Consider the following 13,587-nt stretch of genomic DNA (forward strand, 5'->3'; position numbering starts at 1 on the left):
GGGAATCTCCATCCGGAACGGAAGCCCGCCCCGAATCGAGGAGGGAAGAGTGTGGCCGCTGATCGAGGCTCAGCGGCCGAAGCCTTCGGGTCAGACGCGGGGCGGCCAGACGAACCGGCGCGGGCCCTCGCCGACGCCGACGGACGTCACCCAGAGCGAGTCGTTGCCGTCGAGCAGCACCTGGCCGTTCACGACCGACTCCGCTGTGGTTCCCCACACGCGGACGATGATCATGGGGAAGACGTCGCCCTCACGGACGGGGTTCCCGAAGTGGACCTGCTCGCCCATCGGCTTCTGACGGTCAGCGTGCCGCGGGTTGTGTGCCGCGGCGACCGCGTCGTCACGGCGACGGTTGATCGCCTCCGCGTCGCTCTCGGAGAGCGTGTAGTGGACGATTCGACCGATGGACGGGATGGGTGCGTCAGACATGACGTTCTCCTGGGTTGATCCGGCTGTAACCAACCCGCTCGGCGAGCGGGAAGCTCTGAAATGCCTCGGCAACGGCCCGGATCTGAACAGAATGCTCAGTCGAGTCGGTCTCGGCCCGTGAGGCGAGCGCACGAATGCTCAGCGAGCCCGCTCGAGGATGCCCAACCTGCGAAGGCGAAACGCCGTTTCGGCTCGGCGCGCACCGTGGCCTGGGGCCGGATCAGTACCCCCCAGACCCGCGCGCACCGCGAGAGGCAGAACGCTTGCGGGCGGGGGAAGGGTGGGGGCAGGGGGCCCCACCCCCCTCAGGGGGTGCGCGGCGTCAAGTCGGTTGACACCGGCGCGGTGTCGGGCGTCGGGGGGTGTCGCGTCGCTTGACACTCGAGGGGTGCCAAGCGTGGGGGCACGGTGCCGGGGTGACAGGCGGGCGGTGTCTGCTGTCGCGGCATGGGCACGGGGTAGCGGTGTGCACGGTGTGCACGTGCTCGAGGCGTCGAGGGTGGCGCGGTGTGCTGCGCGGTCGAGGGTGTCGAGGGTGGGGCGCTCGAGGGTGGCCGGCATGGCGGGCGTGGCGCGGGTGCTCGAGGGTGGCGCAGAGCTCGAGGGGGTAGGGGCACTCGAGGGGTACGGCGCGCCGGTGTGCGGATACTTGACACGTTCCCACCGTGTGGGGGTATAGTGGACATATCGCACCCCGTCGAGGGGGTGCCGGATCGAGGGGAACGAACATGCGAGTAGTCACCGGAACGATTCACGAGACGCGGGCAGGGCGCCGCGGAATGTATCGCGCCCTAGCGGCAATGCCCGGATGGCATGACGTGCGCGACATTCTCGACACGGTCGAGCGCCTCACCGCGCTACCGGCCGGGTGTGTCGACCAGTCATCGCAAGTCGCTGTCGTGAGCCGTACGCGCCGCGCCGTGACGCTGCGGGCGCTGTGATGGCCGTCGAGTATCGCCCGGCGACTCTCGCGGATATGGTGGCCGCGGCCGATGCGGTGAACGATGCGCGCGATGCGCTCACGGCCGCTCTATGGCTCGAGGATGACGGCGCACACCGGCGGGCGCGTAGGGCGCTCACCCGGGCGCAGCGGGCGCGCGACGCGGTGCACTACCTAGGGGTGCCGGTCGAGGTCGACGCGGTGCCGGCGGTGCAACTGTGACCGGGCGGACGCTCGAGCGGGGCGCCGCGGTGATTGTGGGCACGGTGCGCGCGGGTGTCGGGCCCGTCGTGCGCGACTACGGGGCGCGGCCGGCCGTGACGGTGCGACCTTATCCGGGCGGCCGGTATGACACCGGCACCCTATGGGTAATCCGTCGGGCGGACGGTGTCGAGGGTGTCGCGGATGAGTCGATGCTGACACGCCGCTAGGCGTGGGGCGCGGACCGGAACGAGCCGGGGGCGCGGGTGCAACACCCGCGACGCGCACGGGGTGCCAGTCGGCACCCGCATGGGGCGCCCGTCGAGGGGCGCCGGATCGAGGGGAAACATCATGGGCGAAAGAATCACACGCGCGGATCTCGCCGTGCAAGCCGCGATTATCGCGGCGTACGGTACGGCGGCGGGCGTCACGGCGCCGGGTGACAGTGTGGGCGTCGATAAGGGCCTAGGCGGGTATGCGCTTATGGTCACCCGCGCGGGCGAGTCCGGCCGCGGTGGGCACCCGTTCACAGATAGTGGGTATGGGTCGATCGGGTCGACCGCGCGTGAGGCGCACGCGACGCTAGTCGCGATGGTCAAGACATCCCGCGCAATTCTGACGGCGCTCGATGTCGATTACGTGTGGCCGGCGGCCGCGATTGCAGCTATTCGGGGTGAGTCCGCGTGACCGGGTCGAGGGCGCTCGAGGGTGGCGCGGTGAACCCGTACCTAGCGCACGTTCCGCCGGCCGTGCGGGCGCTATCGGCGCGGGTTTCCGACGCGGTACTACTTCGGACTTTCGACGCGGTCGAGGCGGCGCGCACGGCGCGCACGGGTGACGCGGTCGAGGTGCCGGGTTTCGGACTCGTGCCGGCGGCGAATATCTCGACGGTGTGGGGATGGCTGGTCGACGTCGTCAAGTCGCGCCATACGGCGGAATGGACCGCGATCAGCGACGCACATTACGCGGATATCACGGCGCGCGCCGCGTCCCTGCAGGGTTGCGCGGTCGACGCGGTCGAGTGGGACGACGTGCCGGACGACGTATGGGACGGTAAGCCGTCCGCGCTCGAGCTGGCGCGCCGTGTGCTCGAGTCCCACGCGGTCGAGGGGGTGCGCGCGTGAGCGGGTATCGCGAGTACCGCGGGGTGCTAATCGAGCCGCGCAACGTGCACGGCATGTATTCCGCGCGGGTCGACGTGCCCGGCGGGGGCGTGCGCGTCGCGGCCGGCACTCTCGCCGGCATCCGGCGCGGGATCGCCGACACGCTCGAGGGGGTGCGCGCATGACTAGCGCCGCGGACCTCGAGTCGTGGCGGGGGTATCTCGCGCGGCAAGAATCACGCTTCTATGACGCGTGCGGGGGTGGCACTTACATATGGGACCGTGCCGCGGTCGACCGCGCCACGCGCCGCGGGAAAACGTTCCGCGGTCTCGATATCGAGGGCGCCTATACGGGCCCGTGGCACACGGTCCGCCCGTACGTCACGGCCGAATTTCGGGAATGGGTCGAGTCTGACTCGAGGGGCGACCAAATCGAGCGCCTCACGCTGTCGGAATGGGTCGAGCGCGAGCGGGTCGAGCGCGAGCGGGTCGAGGGTGAGCGCGGGCACCTCGAGACCGCCGATTACACGCTGTCGCAGCTGCGCGAATTCGCGCGGATGCTCGAGTGGCGCGACACGTTGATACGTGAGGCGATCGAGCGGGGCGCGTCGAAAGTCGAGACAGCCGCGGCCGTCGGACTCACCCGTCAGCAGATACACACGATCGTCACCCGCCGGCCGGCCGCGACGGTCGAGCCGGTGCCCGTACCCCCCGCGGTGCCCGTCGAGGGCGCGCGCGTCGCGCCGTACGCGGTCGAGCCGGCCGGGGTCGAGCTCGAGGCGGACGACGACGGATGGGTCGAGATTGAGCCGGGCGTATGGGCAGAAGCGGCATGATCGGGGATCGAGTAGTTGCACCTTTTGCGCTTATCGCGCCCGGCGGCGGCGCAGCTGCGACGATTGCGCCGCTCGACGGGATCGAGTGGGGCGCGGCCGTACGGGCACCGTTCGTCCCGCTCGAGCTCGACGGGCTCGACGTCGATATCGTGCACGTGCAGAACGGGATCGTGCCGGTATTCGGAGATCCGTTCTCGACGTACCGGGTCGAGGGTGTCGAGGTGACGGTCTATCAGTCGAACTATGACGGTGCGTTGCTGCGCGGGGGCAAGTTGCACCCGGGGCTACTTGCAACTATTGCGTCCCGGTACGGGGTGCACCGTTGGTCCGATCCTCAGTGGAAGTCCTGACCGGTCCGCCGGCGCCCGGTTCGTGACCGGGCAGGACACGGGCGCAGATTGCGCCGAACGGCGAGGGTCGAGCCTCGCGAGATCGAAGGGAATTGCATTATGGGATCGACAGTCACAATCAAGCGAGTCCGTCGCGGTGAATTCGAGCGGGCGCATGCCGCCGGTGAGCGGGTCGCGATCGTGAAAGACCCGACATACTGGGGTCCGGCGCTGATCGGCGAGACGCTCGAGGTGCCGGGTCCGGTCGGGTTCACTCGGGACTCAGTTGCAACTCTCGCGGATGTGTACGCGGACGGGCCGTCGCGCCCCGGTGAGCGATTCCGCTACTGGGTTGTGCTCGAGAGCGCGCCGGAGATTGCACCGTCCGCGGATGCCGTGACCGACAGTGAGGCCGCGGAACTTGCATTGCGGCGTCCGCTCAACTGGGACGAGCTCGGTTCATCGGCGAAGGATCTGTGGGAGGAGCGGCAATTGCGTTCCATGCGGCGCGCGACGGGATCGCCCGAAACGTCGCGGGAGTTCGTCGACAGGATCATGTCGCAATGTCGGCGGCGAGTCGGCGCGCATGGTGTGTGCCGCGACGCGAAGGGGCATGCCGGAGATTGCAAGTCTCGCCAGTTTGGAGTGCTGTTCTCGCACGCACCCGATGGTGAGGTCGACGGACCGTATCTGACGTGGGATGACGCGGGCGCGCGTTCCGCGTCGGTACGACAGGCCCAGCCCGGTATCGAGTCGACGCTCATGGTTCGTGAGGCTGGCGGAGAGTGGCGCATGTACGGCGGCCGGGACTCATTGCGACACCTGGGGGCGCTCGAGTTGCAGCGCACGCTTTGGGCGTCGCTGTGAAGCTCGCGGGTCGCCGCGCGCCGATTCGGTACATTGCACGCGGTCCGGTCGTGCTCGACTTGGCGACGGGTTTGGTCGCGGTGATAGGTGGTGGTGCCGGGCATGTTGCACGGGATCTCGAGACGCTCGACGGACCGCAGATTGCACCGCGGTGGATGTCGGTGGACGTCGCGATCGCGCGGACGCGGCGGTCGTTGCAGCGTCCGCGAGCCGGGGATGTTGCAGATGCGCGGGCCGTCATTGCGATCCTCGAGAGCGTGATGACGACGGCACCGTGAGCGTCCGGTTCGTGCCTGACGGACGCCCGTCGCTGCTCGAGTGGGCTCGCATCCTCTGGGATCACGTCGTCATTCAGCTGGACCCGAAGTGAACCGGAACGAAGGTGCCCCGGCACTTGTCGAGAGTGCCGGGGCGATTGCTGGATCGAAGGGAATCGAATCAGCAGGGGTAACTTTACCCCCACGTGGGATACTTGCAAGATGACACGTCATTACCTCGGTCTGTCCGAGATTGCAGCTCACACGGGCCTCGAGCGTTCGACAGTGAAGTCATACGCCGATGACGGTCAGATGCCGCCGGCGGATGTTGCGATCGGGGGCATCCGCGGATGGCGGGTCCAGACGATCGACAAGTGGATGGCGAACCGTCCTGGCCGTGGCGCTCGGACCGATCTTGCGAAACGCGGTTCGAAGTCCCGATGAAGGTCTGCCAGGGTTGCGGGATTCACTGGCCGGGATGGCAGACGGCCGGCGATACCCGTCGAGGATCTTTGCGCCTGTTGCTACGGTCCCCCATCTGACCCGCGGGATTGCGACGCTCAGCCGTCTAGGGCAGTAGGCCCGGGTGTCGGCGTTTCTTTGCAGCCTGGCGCCTAGTTGCAGCTGCGGTGCCGCCTTGCGAGCTGGACTTGATCTGGTGGTGGTGCTGGCAGAGAGATTGCAGGTTCGAGTCGCGGTGATCGTCGCGATCGTGGATGTGATCGACCTGATTCGCGAACGCTCCGCATTTGCGCCCTGTGTCGTACCGGATGTGCTGGCAGCGGTACCCGTCGCGTTTGAGGATGCGAGGGCGAATTGCGGTTTCCCAGTCGGGCGGCAGCGTCTCTTTGCGTGTTGAGCCGTTCCACGCCGCTTTCATTCGTCGGCATCGTTGCCGTAGTCGAAGTCGCTTGCGATCTTGTCGCTGAGCATCTGGACCAGCCCGTAGGCGACGTGGTACGGCTGGTCCTCGGCGAACTCTGCGAAGTAACCGTGCGTTCCGCGGCCCACGTTTTCGTGGCTGACGTAGCTTGCATGCAGCACGTAGCCCGTGACGATCACACCGGTCTCGACTTCGTCGGCGATGTGGGCGGAGATTGCTTCGTCCAGGGCGCGCTTGGTCTGATCGCTCATCGCGCCTCCCGTGAGGTCGTCCCGAGGACGCGGGCATGGGGATGCCGCGCGCCCTCGGGCCTTTCATGCACCCCTTGATTCCCCCGAACCGTGGGCATGAAAATGCCCCGCGGCTGTGCCTGCGGGGCGAGATTGCGGATGGCGATACGCCAACCTATAAATGACCGTATCACGCGTGTAGCAGGTCAGCTCGCGCGGCGCCAGCGTGTCGTTTCGGGGTGGTTCAGCGGCAGGTCTCCCCACCGGACAAACTTGCCCCCTGAGTAGACGTGGCGCTCGATGCTGTCGGCTTTCAGCCATCGGTCGATCGTCCAGCGTGAGACGTTGAACCTCGCCTCGAGCACGTCCAGCGGAACCAGCGCCTCATCGAGCTCGTTAGGCCCGTCGCTCACTCGCGCATCTGCTTTCTGCGGCGGTATGCGGCCGTGCGGATGATGACACACTTTCTGCAGATGCGGCGGCCGCGGTAGGTGTGAGTGTTCTCTTCCGTGAAGGCGTGCCCCCGGTCGCAGTGGGTCTTGTTCGCCATCGCGTGCAGCCCGTTGGTGACCACGTCGTACATATTCTCGGATTGCGTTCCCCAAGTGAGATTGCCGATTCGGTTGTCGTCTGGGATGTCGTTGAGGTGGCGGACGACGGGGAATCCGTTCGGATTGGGCAGGAATGCGTCGCCCATCATCCTGTGGACCCACGCGTTCGATTGCACGCCGTCGCCAGCTGACAGATTCACCCGGGGGTGACCATTCGAGTCAGGTGGTGTGGCGAGGATCATCCCCACCGTCGCCCCGGGGGCCGCTCCGGTACGCATTACACGGCCCTGAGACGAGACGGCGTACCACGCCTCGTACCCGACCACAGGCTTCCAGACCTCGGGTTCTGTGTCGTTCTCGAGGATGGTGCTCATGCGCGCCTCGCGAAGGGTCGTCACGTCATCCTCCCGTTCGTGTGTTCTGTGGGTTTGGGTGACCGTGAAGCTGCGAGTGCCCGGCGAATCATCGGGATTTTGCGGCGTGCGATCTCGGGATTCGTGATCAGGTATCCGTAAGCGTCCGCGCACGACGCCAGCCATGTTTCCTGCTCGCGGCTGAGTGTTCCTCCGCCATTCCACTTGATCGCGTGGGCGGGGCTGTGGTGTTCGTCCGCATCTAGCGCTGGTCGAGGGAACGTTGAGCCGTCTTCGAGGTGTAGGTAGCTGGGTGTCTCAGGCATCTCGTCCGCCTTCCGCTGTGGGTTTGGGTGACCGCTGGGCGATGCGTTCGCGTAGTCTGCGGGTCGCTTCGCGCCGCACACGGTCGGCTAGCTTGTGTACGTTCGCGAACTGCACTGTGTATGCCAGGCCGTGGCGGCGGATCGCGGATGCATCGCTGAGCACGGAGTAACGCGCCCACGCGACCCCATATCGGAATGCCCACACGACATCGTCGGGGTGCATGGACTTCGGTACTCGCAGTGCGATCGGCTCACTCATGACCTACCCCCGTTGTCTTTGGGTGACCGTGAAGCCTCCACCGCTTCGAGAAGGGCCCGGGCGACATTGCCGAAATGGAGCGCGTCGTCGGGCCAGTCGTCAGCGGGCGAGAACACGTCATCGACGACGCGGGCGCCCCACTCGGGGTCGTCCTGATGCGCGATCCATAGGATCTTCGCCGCGACCTCGATCGCCTTGTCAGTGATGGGTTGGGGTTCTGTGGTCGCTTCACGAGAACGACGGAAACCCGCGCGCTCGACTGACTCGACTACCCACATCACCGCCGCGGACTCTCGTGTGAATGGGACCGTCGTGGAAGCCAGCAGTCCATCCAGAACAGCGGTCGCTAGCGCTTCGCGTTCGTCGGGTGCGGTCGGGCTAACACCACCAGCCGCGGGCGGGTCCGTCAGTTTCCCGATCTGATACGAGCCCCAGAGGGGAGCCGCTTGGATCATGAACATCTCCGCGTCATCGCGCGTCGCGAACGGGCCGATGTAGCTCGGGAGTGGGTCGTGCTGGTCAGCGTCGCGGTAGCATCCGCCATCCGAGCTGTCGATGAAATACGTCATGGTTTCTCTCCGTTCTTCGGTCGGACATCAGGGGACGGAACAGTCGATTCGGTTTTTACGCTGGTCTCGCACTCGTCAGAACAAACTCCGCCCTGCTCCTGGGGCCGTTCTCCGCAGATGTAGCAGAGGTATTCGGCTTGCTCCCCGGTCGATTGGTGGGCCTCGGGGTGATCGCACTTACTGCCGTCGTAATCAGCGAAGCAGCCGTGCTCGTGAAGCTTCGCTGTGCAGCAGCCGTGACCCTGGCAGGCGCCGCGACGAAACTCCTCACCATCCGGCGCGGTAACCCACTCACTCATTTCCGTTTCCATCCGTGTATATGGGTCGTTCGCGTCGCGTGTGGTTTCGGGGTTGTCCTGCGGGACAGGAACAGCAGGACCGGAGAGGGCCTTAACTGCGTCACGAACATGCATGTCTGGGTCGATGTAGTTCGTCAGAATCACCAGCGCCGCTTCGATCCGTGCGTCCCGGTCAGCGAGAGCGGCCTCAAGCTGCGCTGAGCGTTGCTCTTCCTCGAAGTGATGGAGCTCACGCGAATGCATCTCGCGAACAGCCGCGTCCTTCTCGGCTCGGAGTGTGGTGATCTCGTCCAACAGGGGATCGAGCGTCCGCTTCGCGTCATCGAGATAGACCGCCGAATGCTCCTCAGAGCCGTAGCTTGTCCTCCGACCGACGCGAAACGACTTCTCGCTCAGCGCTTTCTCGGCTAGTGCCCGTAACCCCACAACATCAGCGCTCATGCGTCTGTGCTCCTCATCTCGAGATCGATCGGCGTCGGGGCTATGTGCTCGAAGTGCTGTTCGTACTCGTCCCCCCGGACTACCCAGTGGTCGGCGACTGTGCATCCTTGGGCGTAGTCACAGAAGGGCTTGCCCATCACTCGCTCCTCTGAATCTCTTGATCCCCGGCGTCACCATTGAGTCCGTGCGCATGCTGCTCAGCGAACTCCCATGCCCTCTCGTCGGTGCAACCAACTGCGACCTCTTCGCAGACGGTGCAATACAGGTCGTGCCTCTTGAAGGTCGAGCGGGTGACGGTGGCCGTCATCCACCCCATCCGCGCGGCTCGAAGCTGCGACAGCGCATCCATCGCGCTGTAGCCGCAGACCACGCACGGCGGCAGTACGAGCCGCCCCGAGGGCTCCTGCTCCTCCACGAACACGCACTCGTGCGCCTCGTTCTCAGGCATCTGGTCCCCCATCGTCGTGATCCAAGTAAGGCTCGATCTCGACGCCGCACGTCCCGCAGGTCATGCCTTCCCATGAGGCTGGCTTGATTGCGGCTTCGCCCGGCGTTCCATGCCGCAGGAATCGCGCGTAATGCGTGCTGCACAGCCCACGAACAATGCGGTTAGTCCTGGGGCATCCGTCTACTGAGCATTCACGGATAGAATCCATGGCAGCCCTCCAATCGGTTACGTCGATTGCTTGGGTTAGGCCCCGAGTTGAGTGTTTCCGCACTCCTCGGGGCTGTCCCAATTCTACTACTGATCTGGTCATTTTCCTGTTACCTTGTGCCTCGAATTGGCCTTGTTGGCTGGTATTCCTGCGGCCCGACGTGTGCGGGCAACGAACGCCCGGTCCCGGCCGGTCATTTCACACATCTGCTGGTCGGTGAGTCCTGCACGGGCCATGTCTCGGATGCGGGTTTCGAGGGTTTGGGGTGACAGGTACGGGCGCAACGCGGTCACGATCAGTTGCTGGACTGAGACACCCCGGTCGTCGGCGACGGTGGCGAGACGGCCCCACACAGTTGTCGGGAGAGTGAGCGAAACGCCTTTATCCACAGGGGTCGGCGGATTAGGAACTTGAGATTGTGTTCCTTGGTCTTGGAGACGTGCCGTTCCGTACGTACCGTCTCGTACCGTACGTACCGTGGCATTCGGCATCGCATGGTCCGCATGCATGCTCAGCGCATATGCTCGGGCATTGCTCACCGCATCACCCATTGCCCCACCTCGCGTTAGCTGCGGCACGGGCACGCTCGGATCTCGCTGCGGCCATCGTCTCGACGGTCTCTCTTGTGGGTTGGTGTTCGTCGTACCCCTTGACCCGCCATCCGCCTTCGAAGGTCTCGAAGAATCCACCGTCAACGAGAAGGCGGGCGATTGCGGGATTCCCGTGAATACGGGCCAGAACGGCTTTCTTGATGAGTCCGTCCGTTGCGTGGCGTCCGCTGTACTCGATCGCGAACTTCCACACGGCGATGGCTGCTAGTCCTCTCTGCCCGTGCTCGTCGATGAACTCGACCACCTTCGGGTGATCGTGGGTGTCGGTGTCCATCCGGACCCACGGCAATCCGTTAGCCATCAGCGGGACCTCTTTTGCATGACGTTTTCCTCTGCTTCGAGCTCCGCACTGGAACGGTCCCCGCGATCGGATCTAGCGCTTTCTCGGCTAGTGCCCGCAACCCCACAACATCAACTGTCGGTTCGGTCATGAACGGTAGATCGCTCCGTCGATGGCCTTCAATGCGGCGTCGTGCGTCATGTCGTGCTCCCATCCGTGTGTACGGGCATCAATGGGCCCCATTTCTTCTCGACGTGCTCGCGGGGGAACGGCGCGGTCTCGTACGAGTGCATGAGACCGTCGCTACCGACGAACCACGTATCGCCCTGGCTGTCGCGCCAGCGTTGCTTCTCGCGGGCGGCGCACGGTCCGTCGTGGTTCGGGTCGCGTGAGCACCACCAACCCTCGGGCGGGATGGCGCAGAACTCGGGCTCGTAGTCGCTCCATCCGCATCCGCCGTCCTGCTCCATGCAGACTCGGGCGCGGTCGTAGCCCTTCTCGGTGTCGAATCCGCACCGTGGGCACGGTCCGCCGCTCGTACCTCCGCAGAGGTAGGTTGCTCCTGCCATTACGGTCGTTCCTCTCGGGGGTTGTGGTGCGCGCCGGCGAGCGCGAGCATGCCGTCGGCGGCCGCGGCGACCGAACCTGAACCGGGGAAGAGGTCGACGAGCTCGTCGGTCGCGGGTTCGTATCCGAGGGCGTCGAGCACCCATCGGGTCCACTCGGGGGGTTTCGCGCCAACGAAGCCGGCGGTGGGTGGGTTGGCCGTGAGTACGTCTGAGACGCGCATGCCGGCGCGGCCGCGGCGTTCCTCGGGGATGAGGACGATCACGGGTTCCCACCGCGACATGAGCCGGCCGCCGCCTGGCATCGCGGTGGGGCGATGCCACGCCATGATCCGTGCGGCGATCGGCAGCGGGTGGTACGCGCCGAGCCCATCCGGGGTCGTGGCGATCGCCCACCCGTCGAACTCGTCGACGAGGCGCTCGAGGAGCCGGCGGTGCTCGGTGAGGTCGTCCCATGTTCCGGCCTCGGGGTGGAAGTCCGCCGCCGGCGAGTCCGTCGTAGACCGTGGTCCGTCGCCGTACCAACGCCGCGCTCGGGAGCGGGACGTGACGCGCAGCGGTCCCCCTTCGCGGTCTCGGCGTTCCGAGAACATCGGCGGGTAAGGCGGATCAGCGATCGCGAGGCGCATCGCTGGGGTGGTCCTTGATCTTGACGACGAGCAGGACGAGCGCGGCGAGCACAACCGCAGTGGACGCGACGACGGCGATCTCGAGGAGCGACACGGACCCGGTCGGGGGCAGTGCCCAGATGTCGGGGAAGTGGATCTCTTGGGTCCACTGGGAGCACACCGGCTTGACGTAGGCGTCGGGGGCGGTGCAGGTCGGTGGGTGGTTGACGATGTACGTGCCCGGGGGGAATCCTTCGGGGTCAGTGTCGATCCAGGTGGTCATGTCAGTCCTTCGGGGGAATCAGGAAGGGCCCCCGGCGGATGCCGGGGGCCCTGGGTCGTGCGGTGTTGGGTCAGTCGTTGTCGAAGTCGCCGCGCGCGGTGCGTGCGACCATCGACAGGACCCACACGGTGAGCCCGCCGACGACGACAGCGACTCCGAGCGCTCCGAGGGTGAGCGTCCATGCCAGCTCGATCTCGTTCATGCGGCGAGCCTCCTTCATGCGGCCCACGCCGCGTCGAGTTCGGCTCGCTTGGCGGAGGCGGCCTCAGCGGCTGCCTCCGCGTCGTCGAATATGCCGAGGTTGTGAGTGATGCCGTGACGCTGAACGCGCGCGCGCCATTTTGTGCCGAATCGGGATACGCCGAGGTGTCCCGAGACGTTGCCGATCCTCGGTCCGGCACGGTTGGCGGACTGCATGGAGTCGTCCGCTTCGCGAAGGTGCCGTGGGTTGACGCACGATCGGTTGTGGCACCGGTGGTCGATCTCCCGTTCGGTTGGCATCGACCCGTGAGTGAGCATCCACGCGATGCGGTGTGCGCCGACCATGCTGTTCTGGTATCGGAACCGCCCGTACCCGTCCGGCGTGAACCCTGCTGTCCACTCCCAACAGTCGAAGTCTCCCGCTTTCGCGACCTTCGCCCAGAAACGATCGGCGACAGTCCGCTCGCGCCGGAACTGAAAATCCGGCTTCTGACGCGCAAGCCACCGCCTGTAGTGAATCCGGCACCAGCCGCGCGCGTTGTGCGGTCGATCGCAACCGTCGACTGAGCATCCGCGACCACTCACGCGGCTCTCGCTTTCCTGCGTTCTTCGCGCTCACGACGCTTCATGTCGTCTTCGATGCTCTGGAAGATGGGCGCGTGCAGGGCGGACCATTCGAACCACTCACGTTGATAGTCACAGCCGTTCGTCCCACAAACGACGAGGATCTCGTCGAGATACTCCAGCGGTGCCTTTCGATAGAGATTTCGGTGAAGACACGTTGGACACAGGACGTACGGAATCGCCCTCCATTCCGCTTCGCTGTCGGGCCATCGGCGGAGCGCGCGCTGCATCCGGCGGATGAGCACGACCGCGCGCTTCGCGCCCTCGCGCGTGTTCACCATCTCTTCCGTGTTCTTGTTCCACGGCGCGATCGCATCGTCGACGAGCAGGAACGTCTCGTCGATGGACGCGGTCGACGGGATCGTCGGAGCGCCGAGGGCGTCCATGAGCTCGTCCGCGGCGATCCACGAGTCCGGCACGATCATCGACTGGTCAATCGAGCGCGAGACCTTCTCCCCCAGCGCTTGCCCGTTCGAGTCGATCGAGCGGAGGTGGAGGGTGAGCATCCCGACGCGATCGAGCGCATCGGTCAGCTTCGCCCAGCACACGTCGCACAGGAACCCGACGCTGGCGGAGCGCGGCACACAGCCACCGCACTCTGCCTGGTCCTCGCACGCCGCGTAATGCACGCCGCGCCGGCGACACGGCCAGGGCCGTTCGCCGAGCGGTACGCGGTCCAGATCGTTCGTGACACATACGCGGTCACTCATAGTGGGAACCTTCCTGCCCTCCGTGGACCTGCTGGACGTGGAACTCCATATCGGGGGCGGAGTAGGTGCGCCCGCACGCACGGCACGCGCGCGGCGGATTGACGTGGCACTGGCACTCGACGTCGCTGCACGGGCCCGGGTGGGTCGCTGTTCCGCGCCGGCATCCGGCGCAGCAC

The 13,587-nt window shown here is 66.0% G+C and carries 28 protein-coding genes and 1 pseudogene; 12 read left to right on the plus strand and 17 right to left on the minus strand.

Going from position 1 to position 13,587, the window contains the following annotated elements:
- Positions 1-90: 90 nt before the first annotated feature.
- Positions 91-429, minus strand: coding sequence for a hypothetical protein (locus tag CGU34_RS01350; protein ID WP_100813025.1), 339 nt, complete (start codon positions 427-429; stop codon positions 91-93).
- 800 nt (positions 430-1,229) lie between these two features.
- Here CGU34_RS01350 and CGU34_RS16810 point away from each other — a divergent pair.
- From CGU34_RS16810 to CGU34_RS16820, 12 genes are all read left to right on the plus strand, one after another.
- Entirely contained in the window at positions 1,230-1,370 is a 141-nt protein-coding gene (locus CGU34_RS16810; RefSeq protein WP_198517641.1) for a hypothetical protein, read from the plus strand.
- Positions 1,370-1,591: a hypothetical protein gene (locus CGU34_RS01360; protein WP_100813027.1), complete on the plus strand. Its 222-nt coding sequence runs from the start codon at positions 1,370-1,372 to the stop codon at positions 1,589-1,591. Before CGU34_RS16810 ends, CGU34_RS01360 begins: the two co-directional genes overlap by 1 nt.
- Positions 1,588-1,800: a hypothetical protein gene (locus CGU34_RS01365; RefSeq protein ID WP_100813028.1), complete on the plus strand. Its 213-nt coding sequence runs from the start codon at positions 1,588-1,590 to the stop codon at positions 1,798-1,800. Before CGU34_RS01360 ends, CGU34_RS01365 begins: the two co-directional genes overlap by 4 nt.
- A gap of 121 nt (positions 1,801-1,921) precedes the next feature.
- Entirely contained in the window at positions 1,922-2,257 is a 336-nt protein-coding gene (locus CGU34_RS01370) for a hypothetical protein (protein WP_157811180.1), read from the plus strand.
- A 29-nt stretch (positions 2,258-2,286) separates the two neighbouring features.
- On the plus strand, positions 2,287-2,694 hold the full coding sequence (locus CGU34_RS01375) for a hypothetical protein (RefSeq protein ID WP_157811181.1): 408 nt from the start codon (positions 2,287-2,289) through the stop codon (positions 2,692-2,694).
- Positions 2,691-2,858 (plus strand): hypothetical protein, encoded by a 168-nt coding sequence (locus tag CGU34_RS16815; RefSeq protein ID WP_157811182.1) that lies wholly within the window; start codon positions 2,691-2,693, stop codon positions 2,856-2,858. The genes CGU34_RS01375 and CGU34_RS16815 overlap by 4 nt, the downstream gene beginning before the upstream one ends.
- Positions 2,855-3,508: a hypothetical protein gene (locus tag CGU34_RS01380; protein ID WP_100813031.1), complete on the plus strand. Its 654-nt coding sequence runs from the start codon at positions 2,855-2,857 to the stop codon at positions 3,506-3,508. The genes CGU34_RS16815 and CGU34_RS01380 overlap by 4 nt, the downstream gene beginning before the upstream one ends.
- A complete protein-coding gene (locus CGU34_RS01385; protein ID WP_100813032.1) occupies positions 3,505-3,858 on the plus strand; it encodes a hypothetical protein in 354 nt (117 codons plus the stop codon). Before CGU34_RS01380 ends, CGU34_RS01385 begins: the two co-directional genes overlap by 4 nt.
- Positions 3,859-4,038: 180 nt before the next feature.
- Entirely contained in the window at positions 4,039-4,704 is a 666-nt protein-coding gene (locus CGU34_RS01390) for a hypothetical protein (protein WP_198517642.1), read from the plus strand.
- Positions 4,701-4,982, plus strand: coding sequence for a hypothetical protein (locus CGU34_RS01395; protein WP_100813034.1), 282 nt, complete (start codon positions 4,701-4,703; stop codon positions 4,980-4,982). Before CGU34_RS01390 ends, CGU34_RS01395 begins: the two co-directional genes overlap by 4 nt.
- A gap of 201 nt (positions 4,983-5,183) precedes the next feature.
- Positions 5,184-5,405 (plus strand): helix-turn-helix transcriptional regulator, encoded by a 222-nt coding sequence (locus CGU34_RS01400; protein ID WP_100813035.1) that lies wholly within the window; start codon positions 5,184-5,186, stop codon positions 5,403-5,405.
- Between the two features lie 214 nt (positions 5,406-5,619).
- Entirely contained in the window at positions 5,620-5,820 is a 201-nt protein-coding gene (locus CGU34_RS16820; protein WP_157811184.1) for a hypothetical protein, read from the plus strand.
- Positions 5,821-5,837: 17 nt separating this feature from the next.
- Here the strand turns inward: CGU34_RS16820 and CGU34_RS01410 are convergent, their stop codons facing one another.
- The 16 genes and pseudogenes from CGU34_RS01410 to CGU34_RS01470 all read right to left on the minus strand — a co-directional run bounded on the left by CGU34_RS01410 (position 5,838) and on the right by CGU34_RS01470 (position 13,411).
- A complete protein-coding gene (locus tag CGU34_RS01410; protein WP_100813037.1) occupies positions 5,838-6,095 on the minus strand; it encodes a hypothetical protein in 258 nt (85 codons plus the stop codon).
- A 185-nt stretch (positions 6,096-6,280) separates the two neighbouring features.
- Complete coding sequence (locus CGU34_RS01415) at positions 6,281-6,487, minus strand: hypothetical protein (protein WP_100813038.1); 207 nt, start codon at positions 6,485-6,487, stop codon at positions 6,281-6,283.
- The gene (locus CGU34_RS01420; protein WP_198517643.1) at positions 6,484-7,023 is read right to left on the minus strand and encodes an HNH endonuclease; all 540 of its coding nucleotides are present in this window, start codon (positions 7,021-7,023) and stop codon (positions 6,484-6,486) included. Before CGU34_RS01420 ends, CGU34_RS01415 begins: the two co-directional genes overlap by 4 nt.
- Positions 7,024-7,296: 273 nt before the next feature.
- Positions 7,297-7,563 carry a hypothetical protein gene (locus CGU34_RS01425; RefSeq protein ID WP_100813040.1) on the minus strand — a complete coding sequence of 89 codons (267 nt, stop codon included), beginning with the start codon at positions 7,561-7,563 and terminating at the stop codon, positions 7,297-7,299.
- The gene (locus tag CGU34_RS01430) at positions 7,560-8,132 is read right to left on the minus strand and encodes a hypothetical protein (RefSeq protein WP_100813041.1); all 573 of its coding nucleotides are present in this window, start codon (positions 8,130-8,132) and stop codon (positions 7,560-7,562) included. Before CGU34_RS01430 ends, CGU34_RS01425 begins: the two co-directional genes overlap by 4 nt.
- A complete protein-coding gene (locus CGU34_RS01435) occupies positions 8,129-8,872 on the minus strand; it encodes a hypothetical protein (protein WP_100813042.1) in 744 nt (247 codons plus the stop codon). Before CGU34_RS01435 ends, CGU34_RS01430 begins: the two co-directional genes overlap by 4 nt.
- Positions 8,869-9,009, minus strand: coding sequence for a hypothetical protein (locus CGU34_RS17080; RefSeq protein ID WP_198517644.1), 141 nt, complete (start codon positions 9,007-9,009; stop codon positions 8,869-8,871). Before CGU34_RS17080 ends, CGU34_RS01435 begins: the two co-directional genes overlap by 4 nt.
- Complete coding sequence (locus tag CGU34_RS01440; RefSeq protein ID WP_157811185.1) at positions 9,009-9,320, minus strand: hypothetical protein; 312 nt, start codon at positions 9,318-9,320, stop codon at positions 9,009-9,011. The genes CGU34_RS17080 and CGU34_RS01440 overlap by 1 nt, the downstream gene beginning before the upstream one ends.
- Before the next feature lie 751 nt (positions 9,321-10,071).
- Positions 10,072-10,440, minus strand: coding sequence for a hypothetical protein (locus tag CGU34_RS01445; protein WP_157811186.1), 369 nt, complete (start codon positions 10,438-10,440; stop codon positions 10,072-10,074).
- A gap of 176 nt (positions 10,441-10,616) precedes the next feature.
- On the minus strand, positions 10,617-10,988 hold the full coding sequence (locus CGU34_RS01450) for a hypothetical protein (protein ID WP_157811187.1): 372 nt from the start codon (positions 10,986-10,988) through the stop codon (positions 10,617-10,619).
- Positions 10,988-11,614 carry a hypothetical protein gene (locus tag CGU34_RS01455; protein ID WP_100813046.1) on the minus strand — a complete coding sequence of 209 codons (627 nt, stop codon included), beginning with the start codon at positions 11,612-11,614 and terminating at the stop codon, positions 10,988-10,990. Before CGU34_RS01455 ends, CGU34_RS01450 begins: the two co-directional genes overlap by 1 nt.
- Positions 11,595-11,876, minus strand: coding sequence for a hypothetical protein (locus CGU34_RS01460; protein WP_100813047.1), 282 nt, complete (start codon positions 11,874-11,876; stop codon positions 11,595-11,597). Before CGU34_RS01460 ends, CGU34_RS01455 begins: the two co-directional genes overlap by 20 nt.
- A 70-nt stretch (positions 11,877-11,946) precedes the next feature.
- The gene (locus tag CGU34_RS17485; protein ID WP_269800283.1) at positions 11,947-12,078 is read right to left on the minus strand and encodes a hypothetical protein; all 132 of its coding nucleotides are present in this window, start codon (positions 12,076-12,078) and stop codon (positions 11,947-11,949) included.
- A gap of 14 nt (positions 12,079-12,092) precedes the next feature.
- Positions 12,093-12,293 (minus strand): hypothetical protein, encoded by a 201-nt coding sequence (locus tag CGU34_RS01465; protein ID WP_232711484.1) that lies wholly within the window; start codon positions 12,291-12,293, stop codon positions 12,093-12,095.
- 21 nt (positions 12,294-12,314) lie between these two features.
- Positions 12,315-12,422, minus strand: a pseudogene (locus CGU34_RS17625) (HNH endonuclease); the annotation flags it as partial.
- Between the two features lie 236 nt (positions 12,423-12,658).
- Positions 12,659-13,411 (minus strand): hypothetical protein, encoded by a 753-nt coding sequence (locus CGU34_RS01470; protein WP_157811188.1) that lies wholly within the window; start codon positions 13,409-13,411, stop codon positions 12,659-12,661.
- Positions 13,412-13,587: the final 176 nt, after the last annotated feature.

Origin of the sequence: Microbacterium lacus, from assembly GCF_002812805.1 — a bacterium.
Classification (GTDB): domain Bacteria; phylum Actinomycetota; class Actinomycetes; order Actinomycetales; family Microbacteriaceae; genus Microbacterium; species Microbacterium lacus_A.

Excerpts from the sequence above, each read along its gene's own strand:
- CGU34_RS01450 (WP_157811187.1), bottom strand. The coding sequence starts at position 10,988 with ATGGCAGGAGCAACCTACCTCTGCGGAGGTACGAGCGGCGGACCGTGC.
- CGU34_RS01445 (WP_157811186.1), bottom strand. The coding sequence starts at position 10,440 with ATGGCTAACGGATTGCCGTGGGTCCGGATGGACACCGACACCCACGAT.
- CGU34_RS01385 (WP_100813032.1), top strand. The coding sequence starts at position 3,505 with ATGATCGGGGATCGAGTAGTTGCACCTTTTGCGCTTATCGCGCCCGGC.
- CGU34_RS01425 (WP_100813040.1), bottom strand. The coding sequence starts at position 7,563 with ATGAGTGAGCCGATCGCACTGCGAGTACCGAAGTCCATGCACCCCGAC.
- CGU34_RS17080 (WP_198517644.1), bottom strand. The coding sequence starts at position 9,009 with ATGGGCAAGCCCTTCTGTGACTACGCCCAAGGATGCACAGTCGCCGAC.
- CGU34_RS01455 (WP_100813046.1), bottom strand. The coding sequence starts at position 11,614 with ATGCGCCTCGCGATCGCTGATCCGCCTTACCCGCCGATGTTCTCGGAA.
- CGU34_RS17485 (WP_269800283.1), bottom strand. The coding sequence starts at position 12,078 with ATGAACGAGATCGAGCTGGCATGGACGCTCACCCTCGGAGCGCTCGGA.
- CGU34_RS01440 (WP_157811185.1), bottom strand. The coding sequence starts at position 9,320 with ATGCCTGAGAACGAGGCGCACGAGTGCGTGTTCGTGGAGGAGCAGGAG.
- CGU34_RS01435 (WP_100813042.1), bottom strand. The coding sequence starts at position 8,872 with ATGAGCGCTGATGTTGTGGGGTTACGGGCACTAGCCGAGAAAGCGCTG.
- CGU34_RS01350 (WP_100813025.1), bottom strand. The coding sequence starts at position 429 with ATGTCTGACGCACCCATCCCGTCCATCGGTCGAATCGTCCACTACACG.
- CGU34_RS01465 (WP_232711484.1), bottom strand. The coding sequence starts at position 12,293 with ATGCAGTCCGCCAACCGTGCCGGACCGAGGATCGGCAACGTCTCGGGA.
- CGU34_RS16810 (WP_198517641.1), top strand. The coding sequence starts at position 1,230 with ATGCCCGGATGGCATGACGTGCGCGACATTCTCGACACGGTCGAGCGC.
- CGU34_RS01400 (WP_100813035.1), top strand. The coding sequence starts at position 5,184 with ATGACACGTCATTACCTCGGTCTGTCCGAGATTGCAGCTCACACGGGC.
- CGU34_RS01410 (WP_100813037.1), bottom strand. The coding sequence starts at position 6,095 with ATGAGCGATCAGACCAAGCGCGCCCTGGACGAAGCAATCTCCGCCCAC.
- CGU34_RS01370 (WP_157811180.1), top strand. The coding sequence starts at position 1,922 with ATGGGCGAAAGAATCACACGCGCGGATCTCGCCGTGCAAGCCGCGATT.
- CGU34_RS01360 (WP_100813027.1), top strand. The coding sequence starts at position 1,370 with ATGGCCGTCGAGTATCGCCCGGCGACTCTCGCGGATATGGTGGCCGCG.
- CGU34_RS01380 (WP_100813031.1), top strand. The coding sequence starts at position 2,855 with ATGACTAGCGCCGCGGACCTCGAGTCGTGGCGGGGGTATCTCGCGCGG.
- CGU34_RS01460 (WP_100813047.1), bottom strand. The coding sequence starts at position 11,876 with ATGACCACCTGGATCGACACTGACCCCGAAGGATTCCCCCCGGGCACG.
- CGU34_RS01430 (WP_100813041.1), bottom strand. The coding sequence starts at position 8,132 with ATGACGTATTTCATCGACAGCTCGGATGGCGGATGCTACCGCGACGCT.
- CGU34_RS01470 (WP_157811188.1), bottom strand. The coding sequence starts at position 13,411 with ATGAGTGACCGCGTATGTGTCACGAACGATCTGGACCGCGTACCGCTC.